General features: G+C 70.0%; 1 protein-coding gene. It reads left to right on the top strand.

The annotated features are described in order from the left end of the window. Positions 1-37: 37 nt before the first annotated feature. Positions 38-12,286 (top strand): amino acid adenylation domain-containing protein, encoded by a 12,249-nt coding sequence (locus AB0M22_RS35435; RefSeq protein WP_364736308.1) that lies wholly within the window; start codon positions 38-40, stop codon positions 12,284-12,286. The last annotated feature ends 248 nt before the right edge of the window (positions 12,287-12,534 follow it).

Here is a 12,534-nt window from a genome sequence, read left to right as displayed (position 1 = left end):
GCCGGCGGGGAAGCAAGATCCTGGCACTGGTGAACGCATGACGCGTTCCGCTCGTGTCCGGCCGGCGCGGACCCGGCGACCCCGGGTCATCACCCTGCCGCAGCTGATGGCGACCGCCGTCGAAGCGAACCCGGACGGCATCGCCCTCACCTATGCCGACGCCACAGCGACACTGGCGCAACTGAGCTACGCCGAGCTCGACGAGCGGTCGACCCGCTTGGCGCGGCTGCTGATCGAACGCGGCGTCGGCCCGGAAGATCTTGTCGCGATCGGTGTTCCGCGCTCGATCGACTCCGTGGTCGCGGTCTGGGCCGTGGCCAAGTCCGGCGCCGGCTTCGTGCCGGTGGACCCGAACTATCCGGCCGACCGGATCGAACACATGGTGAAGGACTCCGGTGCGGTCTTCGGACTGACCACTGGACAGTCCGCCACCCAGCTGCCCGCGCAGGTCGAATGGCTGGTCATCGACAGCGAGGCCACCCTGCGCTCGCTGGAGCGGCACTCGACCGAGCCGATCACCAACGCCGATCGGGTGCGTCAGCTGCGCGCCGAGCATCCGGCCTGGGTCATCTACACCTCCGGTTCGACCGGCGCGCCGAAGGGCGTGGTCGCCACCCAGGCCGGTCTGGCCGGGTTCTGCGAGGAGCAGCGCACCCACTACGGCGTCACGAGTACCGCACGGACGCTGCACTTTTCCTCGCCCTCGTTCGACGCCTCGATGCTGGAGCTGCTGCTCGCCCTCGGTGGCGCGGCGACCATGGTCGTGGTGGCGCCGACGGTGTTCGGCGGTGACGATCTCGCCGAGCTGCTGCGCCGCGAGCGGGTGACCCACGCGTTCATCACCCCCGCCGCGCTGGCCTCGATCGATCCGGCCGGGCTGGACGACCTCGGGGTCGTCGCGGTCGGCGGCGAGGCCTGGCCGCCGGATCTGGTGCGGCGCTGGATCCTTCCGGTCACCGGCGGCGTCCGCGCGCTGTTCAACGTCTACGGGCCGACCGAGACCACGATCGTGGTGAACATCGGCGCGCCGCTGGTGCTGGACGCCCCGCTGACCATGGGCGGCCCGATCCGCGGCGTCACCGAATACGTGCTGGACGAGCGGCTTTCGCCGGTCCCGGACGGCGTGGTCGGCGAGCTGTACATCGCGGGCGCGCAGGTGGCCCGCGGCTATCACGATCGCCCGGCGCTCACCGCCGCGCGGTTCGTGGCGAATCCGTTCGACCCCAACGGTTCTCGGTTGTATCGCTCCGGCGACCTGGTCCGCTGGACGGCCGAGGGCAGGCTGGAGTACGCGGGGCGCAACGACTTCCAGGTGAAGGTGCGCGGCTTCCGCATCGAGCTGGGCGAGATCGACGCGGTGCTCGCCACGCACGCGAGTGTCGACTTCGCGGTCACCATCGGGCACGAGCTCGACAGCGGCACAACGATTCTGGCCTCCTACGTGCTGGCCGCGCCGGGCGCGGCGGTGGACACCGACGAGCTGATCGCGACCGCCGAGCAACGGCTGCCCGCGCACATGGTGCCCACCACCATCACCGTGCTCGACGAGATCCCGCTGTCGCCGACCGGCAAGCTGGACCGGCGCGCACTGCCCGCACCGCAGTTGCAGACCAAGGAATTCCGCGCGCCCAGTGGCGAACTGGAGCAGCTGGTCGCGCAGGTCTTCGCGGAACTGCTCGACACCGGCGCCGAGATCGGCGCCGACGACGACTTCTTCGAGCTCGGCGGCAACTCGCTGGTCGCCACCAAGGTGGTGGCCAGGCTCGGCGCGCAGATCGGCGCCAGGGTGCCCGCGCGCACGGTCTTCGAGGCGCCGACGGTCGCCGGCCTGGCGGCGCGGCTCGCCCCGTTCACCGGCTCCGGCGGCAGGCAGGCGCTGGCGCCGATGCCGCGCCCCGAACACATTCCGCTGTCGCTGGCCCAGCAGCGGATGTGGTTCCTGAACCAGTTCGATACCGCCTCGGCGGCGAACAACATTCCGTTCGCCATCCGGTTGTCCGGCGCGCTGGACGTGCCCGCGCTGCAAGCCGCGGTCGCCGATCTGGTCGAGCGCCACGAGACGCTGCGCACGGTCTACCCGGCGCTGGACGGCACCGGCTATCAGGTGGTGTTGCCTGCGGCGCAGGCGATTCCGGAGCTGGTGGCGACCGAGGTCGCCGAGTCCGAGCTGCCGAGCAGGCTGGCCGAGTTCATGCTGGCCGGATTCGATGTGGCGGCCGAGGTGCCGCTGCGGATGGCGCTGTTCCGGTTGGGCGACGGCGATCACGTGCTCGCGGTCGTGGTGCATCACATCGCGGCTGACGGTACGTCGATGGCGCCGATGGTGCAGGACCTCACTGTTGCTTACTTTGCTCGCTCGGGGATGGCAGGAGGCGGAGCCGACGGGGCGGGTGAACACAGCGCGGGTTCCGCGCCGGGTTGGGCTCCGTTGCCGGTGCAGTACGCCGACTTCGCCCTGTGGCAGCGCGCGATGCTCGGCGACGAGAACGATCCGAGGTCGGTGGCCGCCGAGCAGATCGGTTACTGGCGAACGGCTTTGGCCGGTCTGCCGGGTCGGCTCGAACTGCCCGCGGATCGGCCGCGGCCCGCGGTGCCGTCCGGTCGCGGCGGCGTGCACACGTTCGAGGTGGACGCGCAGACCAGGGCCAAGCTCGACGCGCTCGCGCTCGATACCGGCGCGTCGCTGTTCATGGTGGTGCACGCGGCGTTCGCGGCGCTGCTGGCCAGGCTGTCGGGTACGCCCGACATCGCCATCGGTACGCCGGTGGCCGGTCGGGGCGAGGCGGAGCTGGACGGGCTGATCGGCATGTTCGTCAACATGCTCGTGCTGCGCACCGACAGCGCACCCGGCGCGTCGTTCCGCGAGCTGGTCGAGTCGGCCAAAAAGGTTGACCTCGCGGCCTTCTCGCATGTGGAGCTGCCGTTCGAGCGGCTCGTCGAGGTGCTCGATCCGGCGCGCTCGCAGGCGCATCATCCGCTGTTCCAGGTGGCGCTGTTCTTCCAGAACATGGAGAAGCCCGCGTTGGAACTACCGGGGCTGTCGGCGTCCGCCCTGGATCTGGACGGCGCGGCGGCCAAGTTCGATCTGCAACTGACGGTCACCCCGCACGAGGGCGAGAACACCGGTCTGTCGGCCATGTTCACCTACGCCACCGATCTGTTCGACGCGGCGACGGTGGCGCGGTTCGCCGCCCGGTTCCGCAGGCTGCTGCGCGCGGTCACCGCCGACCCGGACCGGGCGATGGGCGATGCCGATCTGTTGTCGCTGGTCGAGCGGGATCGGATGCTGTTCGAGTGGAACGACACTCGGCAGCGCGTGGCCCCGCATCTGCTGCTCGACGGCTATCGACAGGCCGTGGCGACCACCCCGGATGCCGTCGCGGTGGTCTACGAGGGCACTGAGCTCACATATCGGGAATTCGATCAGCGGGTCAATCAGCTTGCCCGGTTGCTGATTTCGCAGGGTGTCGGCGCGGAGTCGTTGGTGGGTCTGGCGATTCGCCGCTCGCTCGATCTGGTTGTCGGTATGTACGCGATCGTGACCGCGGGTGGCGCGTATGTGCCGTTGGATCCGGATCATCCGGCCGAGCGGATCGCGCACATTCTCGATACCGCCCAACCTGCCTGCGTCGTCACGACTTCCGCCGATGCGGTCGCGTTGCCGGCCGGCGTCGCCGCGGTGGCGATCGACACCGCCGACCTTTCGCGGTTCGACGGCGCGCCGGTCCGCAAGGACGAGCTGCTCCGTCCGGTCTCGCCGCAGAACCCGGCCTACGTCATCTTCACCTCGGGCTCCACCGGTCGCCCCAAGGGCGTCGCCGTGTCGCACGCGGCGATCAACAATCAGATCGAGTGGATGCTCGCCGAGTACCCGCTGCACGAGGACGACGTCTACCTGCAGAAGACCGCGACCACCTTCGATGTGTCGCTGTGGGGCTTCTTCATGCCGCTGCGGGTCGGCGCGAAACTGGTCGTCGCGACCCCGGACGGGCATCGTGACCCGGCTTACGTCGCGGAAACCATTGCCGCGCAGTCGGTGACGGTCACCGACTTCGTGCCGTCGATGCTGACCATCTTCGCGGCGCACACCGCCAAGGGCGCCATCCCGACGCTGGAGCAGATCTTCGTGATCGGCGAGGCGCTGCCGCCGGAGACGGTCACCGCGGTGCACGCGGTGATCGACGCGGACGTGCACAACCTCTACGGCCCGACCGAGGCCGCCGTGTCGGTGACGTACTGGCCGGCCGACGGTTCGGACACCCGCTCGGTGCCGATCGGGTTGCCGCAGTGGAACACCCGGGTCTACGTGCTCGACGCGCGCCTGCGCCCGGTTCCGGACGGTGTGGCCGGTGAGCTGTATCTGGCCGGTGACCAGCTGGCCCGCGGTTACGTCCGCAGGCCGGATCTGACCGCGGATCGCTTCGTCGCGAACCCGTTCGGCAGCGGTCAGCGCATGTACCGCACCGGCGATCTCGTGGTGTGGCGCAAGGCTTCCGGCGCGGACGCCGACGAGGACATGGTGCTCGACTACATCGGGCGCACCGACTTCCAGGTGAAGTTCCGCGGTCAGCGCATCGAACTCGGCGAGATCGAAACCGCGCTGCTGGCCCAGGCTTCGGTGAGCCAGGCGGTCGCGCTGGTCAGCCAGTCGACGCTCGGTGACCAGCTGGTCGCCTATGCGGTCGCCGCCCCCGGCGCGCGGATCGACCCGCAGGAACTTCGCGGCGCCATCGCGGAAACGCTGCCCGCCTACATGGTTCCGGCCGCCATCGTCGCGCTCGACGAGCTCCCGCTGAACGCCAGCGGCAAGCTGGATCGCAAGGCGCTGCCGGAGCCGATGTTCACCGCGCGCGAATTCCGCGCGCCCGCAACGGCGGTCGAGGAGATCATCGCGGGCGTCTTCGGCGAGGTGCTCGGGCTGACCCGGGTCGGCGCCGACGACGACTTCTTCGCGCTCGGCGGCAACTCGCTGATCGCCACCCAGGCGGTCGCGCGGCTCGGCGCCGCGGTCGGCGGCCGGGTGCCGGTGCGGACGCTGTTCGAGGCGCCGACCGTGGCCGGCCTTGCCTCCGTGATCGATTCGCAGGTGCACAATCGGCCGGGCGTCGAGCTGGGCAGCATCGAGCGGCCGGAGGAATTGCCGCTGTCGCTGGCGCAGCGCCGGATGTGGTTCCTCAACCGCTTCGACCAGGACGACGATGCGGCCGGATCGGCCGCCTACAACCTGCCGTTCGCGCTGCGGCTGACCGGCGCGCTGGATGTCGCCGCGCTCGGTGCGGCGCTGCACGACGTAGTGGCCCGGCACGAGGTGCTGCGCACGGTCTACCCGGAGACGTCCACCGGCCCGATCCAGGTGGTGTTGCCGCCCAACGGGATTGCACTGGATGTCGCGCCGCGGCTGCTGAGCGAGGCCGACGTGGCGAGCGCGGTGTACACGCTGGCGTCGAGTTCGTTCGACGTGACCACCGAGGTCCCGGTGCGGGTGGCGCTGCTCCAGGTCGACGGCGTCGCGGACACGTATGTGCTGGCCGTCGTGGTGCATCACATCGCCGCCGACGGATCCTCGATGGGCCCGCTGGTGCGTGACGTGATGATCGCCTATGCCGCGCGAACCGCGGGTGAGGCGCCGAACTGGGCACCGCTGCGGGTGCAGTACGCCGACTACGCGCTGTGGCAGCGGGCGGTGCTCGGCGACGAGACCGACGCCGAATCCATTGCCGCGCAGCAGATCAGCTTCTGGCGCTCGCACCTGGCCGACCTGCCGGATCTGCTGGAGCTGCCGACCGATCGGCCGCGACCGGCGATCGCGTCGATGGCCGGCGCCCGGGTAGATGTGCAGATCGATGCCGCCACCCATGCCGGTCTCGTGGAACTCGCTCGCGCACAGGGCGCGACGCTGTTCATGGTCGTGCATACCGCGCTGGCGGTGCTGCTGGCCCGGCTCTCGGGCTCGGTGGACGTCGCCATCGGCACGCCGCTGGCCGGTCGTGGCGAGCGGGAACTGGACGACCTGATCGGCATGTTCGTGAACACCGTGGTGTTCCGGACCCAGTTCGAGTCGGGTGAGTCGTTCGTCGACTTGCTCAGCCGGCAGCGGGAATCCGACCTGCAAGCGTTCGCGCACGCGGACATTCCGTTCGAGCGCCTGGTCGAGGTGCTCAACCCGCCGCGCTCGACGGCGCACCATCCGCTGTTCCAGGTGGGGTTGTCGTTCCAGAACATTGCCCGGGCCGCGCTCGAACTGCCCGGCCTCGCGGTGGCGGGGCTGGACGCGGATCTGGCGGTGTCGCAGTTCGATCTGCATCTGATCGTGGGCGACGGCTACGACGAGTCCGGCGTGCCGACCGGCATGGGCGGGTTCTTCACCTATGCGACAGACCTTTTCGATGCCGCGACCGTGCAGGGCTTCGCCGAGCGGTTCGCGCGGATCCTGGCCGCCGTGGTGGCGGACGCGACGACGCCGGTCGGGGATATCGAGGTGCTCGACGCGGTCGAGCGCGACGACGTGCTGGCCGGGTGGAACGCCACCGAGCAGCAGGTCGACGAGTCGGCGACGCTGGTTTCGCTGTTGGATGCCGCCGTGGCCGCCGATCCGCGATCTGTTGCGCTCGTGGTCGATCTGCCGACCGGTCGCGAAAAGGTGACCTACGCGGAGCTGGATGCCCGGGTCAATCGGCTTGCCCGGCAATTGATCTCGCTCGGCGTCGGGCCGGAGTCGCGGGTCGCCTTGGCGTTCCGTCGTTCGGTCGACCTGGTCGTGGCGATGTACGCGGTGGCGAAGACCGGTGGGGCGTACGTGCCGGTGGATCCGGCGCAGGCCGCGGAACGCACCGGCTACATCCTCGAGACGGCCGCACCGGTATGCGTGCTGACCAACGCCGACGCCGAGTTCACCACCGATGTCGCGCCTTTGGTGCGGATCGATAAACTCGATCTCGACGGACTGGATGCCTCTCCGGTCACCGATGCCGAACGCGTTGCGCCGCTTCGTCCGGAGAACACGGCGTACGTGATCTTCACGTCGGGTTCGACGGGTCGGCCCAAGGGTGTTGCGGTGTCGCATGCGGCGATCGCGAATCAGTTGCAGTGGAAGGTCACCGAGTTCGGTCTCGATGCGGCGGATGCGATTCTGTTGAAGACCGCTGCGACGTTCGATCTTTCGGTGTGGGAGTTCTGGTCGGCGGCGGTGTGTGGTGGCCGACTGGTCATCGCCGCCCCCGACGGTCACCAGGATCCCGCGTACCTCAACGACCTGATGGCCCGCGAATGGGTCACCACCCTGCACGCGGTGCCGTCGATGCTCGACGCACTCACCAACGGCGATTTTCCCACCTCGCTGTGGCGAGTACTCGCGATCGGCGAGGCGCTGCCGGCCGGACTGGCGCAGCGCTTCCTGCGCGACTACCCGCGCGTCGAGCTGTTCAACCTGTACGGCCCGACCGAGGCCGCGGTGTCCATCACCAGCCACCGCGTCGGTCGCAACGATCAGGCCTCGGTGCCCGTCGGCGCGCCGGAGTGGAACAGCCAGGTCTTCGTTCTGGATTCGCGCCTGCGGCCGGTGCCAGTGGGCGTTTCCGGTGAGTTGTACCTGGCCGGTGCACAACTCGCGCGCGGCTACTTCGGCCGAGCGGATCTGACCTCGGATCGGTTCGTGGCCAACCCGTTCCAGACCGGCGTCCGGATGTACCGCACCGGTGACCTGGTGGCCTGGAAGCCCTCCGGTGAGCTGGAGTACCGGGGCCGCACCGACTTCCAGGTGAAGATCCGTGGCTTCCGTATCGAACTGGCCGAGATCGACGCGGCGCTGCTCGCGCTGCCGGAGGTTGCCCAGGCCGCTGTCATCGCCAAGTCGGACCCGCGCACCGGTGATCGCCTGATCGGCTACCTGGTTCCCGCGGGAGCCGATCTCGATGTGGCGCAGGTGAAGTCGGCACTGACCGCCGGCCTGCCGTCGTACATGGTGCCCGCGGCGTTCGTCGTCCTCGACGCGTTGCCGCTCAACGCAAACGGCAAGCTGGATCGAAAGGCGTTGCCGGAGCCGGAGTTCGAGGCGCAGGCGTTCCGTGCGCCGTCGACTCCGATCGAGGAGATCGTGGCCTCGGTGTACGCCGAGGTGCTCGGTGTCGATCAGGTCGGTGCGGACGACGACTTCTTCGGCCTCGGCGGTAACTCGCTGCTGGCCACGCAGGTCGCCGCCCGGATCGGCGCGGCGCTGGATTCGCGTGTCCCCGTTCGCGCGCTGTTCGAGGCCTCGACCGTCGCCGGCCTGGCCGTCAAGGTCGAGCAGCAGGTCGGCTCCGGCCGCAAGGCCCTGGTCGCAGGCCCACGCCCGGAACAGATTCCGCTGTCGCTGGCGCAGCAGCGGATGTGGTTCCTGAACCAGTTCGACACCGGTTCCGCCGTCTACAACATCCCGGCGGCCATCCGCCTCTCCGGCGAACTCGATGTCGCCGCACTGCAATCGGCGGTGCAGGACCTGGTGGCCCGCCACGAGATCCTGCGTACCACCTACCCGCAGACGCAGCACGGCCCGGTGCAGTCCATCGCCGAACAGATTTCGGTCGATCTCACGCCCGCGCAGATCGGTGCCGCCGACGTCGCGGATTCGGTATACCGCGTCGTGGCAGCGGGTTTCGACGTCACCACCGAGGTTCCGTTCCGCGCCACCCTGTTCCAGGTCGCCGGCACCACCGACTACGTCCTGGTCTTCGTCGCCCACCACATCAGCGCCGACGGCTGGTCGATGGGCCCGCTGACCCGGGACCTGATGCTGGCCTACGCCGCTCGCACCGGCGGCGCGGCACCGGCCTGGGCCCCGCTCCCGGTTCAGTACGCGGACTACAGCATCTGGCAGCGCGAAGTGCTGGGCGCGGAGGACGACCCGCAGAGCCTGATCTCCCAGCAGGCCGACTACTGGCGCACCGCGCTGGCCGCCCTGCCGGACGAACTGGCGCTGCCCGCCGACCGCCCGCGCCCCGCGGCCGCCTCCTACCGGGGCGCGACGCTGGACTTCGAGCTGGACGCGGACCTGCACGCCGCGCTCGACCGGGTTGCCCAGCAGCACAATTCGACGCTGTTCATGGTCGTGCACGCCGCGCTCGCGGTGCTGCTCGCCCGGCTGTCCGGCAGCTCCGACATCGCCATCGGCACCCCGGTCGCCGGTCGCGGTGAGGCCGAGCTCGACGACCTGATCGGCATGTTCGTCAACACCCTGGTGCTGCGCAACGAGGTCGAGCCCGGCGTCACCTTCGACGCGCTGCTCGCCGCCGTGCGCGATACCGACGTCGCCGCGTTCGGCCACGCAGACCTGCCGTTCGAGCGCCTGGTCGAACTGCTCGACCCGGTCCGCTCGGCGGCCAGGCATCCGCTGTTCCAGGTGATGCTGGTCTTCCAGAACCTGGCCCAGACCTCGCTCGAACTGCCCGGCCTGACCGTGGCCGGCCTCGATCCGCAGGTCCAGGCGGCCAAGTTCGACCTGCAACTCACCGTCGCGGAACAGCCGGACAGCCAAGGCATCTCGGCGGTCTTCAGCTACGCGACGGACCTGTTCGACGCCGCGACCGTGCAGAACTTCGCCGACCGCTTCCGCCGCATCCTCGTGGCGGTCACGGCCGACGCCGCGGTGGTCGTCGGCGATATCGACGTGCTCGCCGCCGGTGAACGCGAACTCGTGCTGCACGAATGGAATTCGCTCGGTGCCTGGGTGCCCGGCGCTACCCTGCCCGGCCTCATCGCCGATCAGGTGTGGCGTCGCCCGGACGCGGTCGCCATCCGCTTCGGCGACCGCACCCTTACTTTCCGCGAGTTGCAGCGCCGTGCCAACCAGGTCGCCCGGGCACTGATCGCCCAGGGCGCGGGACCGGAATCGCTGGTGGCCGTTGCGGTGCCGCGCACCGAGGACCTGCCGGTCGCCCTGCTCGGTGTGCTCGCGACCGGCGCCGCCTACCTGCCGATCGACTCCGCCTACCCGGCGCAGCGACTGGAGTTCATGCTCGCCGACGCCGCCCCGGTCTGCGTGCTGACCACGGCGGACGAGCGGACCGCGGTGCCCACCGGTGACCTGCCCGTCGTCTTGTTCGAGGAGACAACGGCATTCGCCGACGCGCCGATCCACGACGCCGACCGGCGCGCGCCGCTGCACCCGGACAACCTGGCCTACGTCATCTACACGTCCGGCTCGACCGGCGTGCCGAAGGGCGTCGGCGTCGCGCACCGCAATGTCGTCGAGCTGTTCGCGAACACCCAAACCCTGTTCCGCTTCGACGAACACGACGTCTGGACGCTGTTCCACTCGTTCGCGTTCGACTTCTCGGTGTGGGAACTGTGGTGCGGTCTCGCGCACGGCGGCTCGGTCGTGGTGGTCGACTACGTCACCTCGCGGTCGCCGGAACAGTTCCGCGAGTTGCTGATTCGCGAGCGGGTGACGGTGCTGAACCAGACCCCGTCCGCCTTCTACCAATTGGCGGAGGCCGATCGGGCCGCCGAGCCCGGCGCGCTGGCGCTGCGCTACGTCGTGTTCGGCGGCGAGGCCCTGGATCTGCGCAAGCTCGAGCGCTGGTACGAACGGCACGGCGCGGCAACCCGTTTGGTGAACATGTACGGCATCACCGAGACCACGGTGCACGTGTCGTTCCTGCCGCTGGACGAGCGCGACCGCGGCAATCCGGCCAGCGTCATCGGCCGCGCGATCCCCGGCCTGGACGCCTACGTGCTCGATCCGCGCCTGCACCCGACCCCGCTCGACGTGCCGGGCGAGATCCACGTCGTCGGCGCGCAGCTGTCCCGCGGCTACCTGGGCAAGCCGGGCCTGACCGCGACCAGGTTCGTGGCGAATCCGTTCGGCGCGCCCGGTTCTCGGATGTACCGCACCGGCGACGTCGGCCGCTGGCGGGACTGCGGCGACAAGGCTCTGCTCGAATACGCCGGTCGCAGTGACCAACAGGTGCAGCTGCGCGGCTTCCGGATCGAGCTCGGCGAGATCGAGGCGGCGCTGGTGCGCTGCGCCGGCGTGAATCAGGCCGTCGTCCTTGTCCGTTCGGACGCCCAGGGTGACCGGCTCATCGGTTATGTCGTGGCCGACCTCGATCCGGTGACCGTCCGGGCCGAGGTCGCCGAGTTCCTGACCGGCTACATGGTCCCGGACGCGATCGTGGTTCTGGACGCGCTCCCGCTGACCCCGAACGGCAAGCTCGACCGGAAGGCCCTGCCCGCACCGGAATTCGTCAGCGCGATCGCGTTCCGTGCCCCGAGTTCGGCGCTGGAGCAGACCATCGCCGGGGTATTCGCCGACCTGCTCGGCGCGGAGACGGTCGGTCTCGACGACGACTTCTTCACCCTCGGCGGCAACTCGCTGCTGGCCGCGCAGGCGGTCGGGCGGCTGCGCGAGGCCACCGGCGCGACGGTCAGCGTGCAATGGTTCTTCACCGACGCCACGGTCGCCGGGCTCGCCGCCCGGATCGACGCGCAGGCGCCGGGGGAGCGCGACCTCGACGCGGGCATGGGCATCCTGCTGCCGATCCGCACCGCGGGCAGCGCGGCGCCGCTGTTCTGCCTGCATCCGATGTACGGCCTGGCCTGGAGTTACGCCGGCCTCGCCCAGCATCTGCCCGCCGAACAGCCGATCTACGGCGTGCAGTCGCCTGCGCTGTCCGAGGACGGCGACCTGCCGGACTCGATCGCCGAGCTGGCGCACCGCTACGTCGCCGAGATCCGGACCGTGCAGCCGCACGGCCCGTACCGGCTGCTCGGCTGGTCGCTCGGCGGTGTGCTCGCGCACGCCATCGCCACCGAGCTCCAGGGCGCCGGCGAGCAGGTCGAGCTGCTGGCCATGATGGACAGCCACCCGAACCCCGACGTCGCGGGCTTCCGCGCGGCGGTGCGCGGCGCGCTGGCCGAACTCGGGCTCGGCGGCGACCTGATCGCGGCCGAGGACGACATCTACGACCTCAGCGCCCAGGCCTTGGCCGCGCTGCACGCGATGATCCCGCCGGAACTGGTCGCCCTGACCCCCGAGCGGTTGCGGCGGATCTACCGCAGCGCGGTCCGCTCGGCCGAACTGATCGCGCAGCACCGTCCAGGGGTGTTCCAGGGCTCGGTGGAGTACTTCAGCGCGGCGGTCGCCGATCCGGCGGATGTGCTTCGCGCCACTGCGACCGACTGGTCGCCGCACGTCACGGGTGCGGTGCTCGACCGGCCGGTCGAGGTGACGCACGCGCAGATGACCGCGCCGGAGGCGCTCGCCGAGATCGGCGCCGAGCTGGGGATTCTGCTCGGTCGGCTGAGCTGAGCAGGTCCTGCCGCCGTGGGGTCACCAATCGCGCGCCGGCAGGGAATAATCGTTCCCGGCGCGCGTTTCGCGCGGCCGGGTCGCGGTCCGCTGCATGGATCGCACGGGCTGTGTTCGGCGTGCGCCGGTGGGGTCGGTAACGATGGGCATGCGCGCGGTCGATGATCATGGGGGTGGGGAGCATCGAGGCGGGTTTGCGGCGACAACAGGCAGGGTGAGGCTTCTCCATGGTTCGGTCGGTCGGGCAG

It is taken from the genome of Nocardia sp. NPDC051756, assembly GCF_040681495.1.
Classification (GTDB): Bacteria; Actinomycetota; Actinomycetes; order Mycobacteriales; family Mycobacteriaceae; genus Nocardia.
The sequence above is the reverse complement of the archived record's forward strand: the minus strand, read 5'-3'. Positions and strand labels throughout refer to the sequence as shown.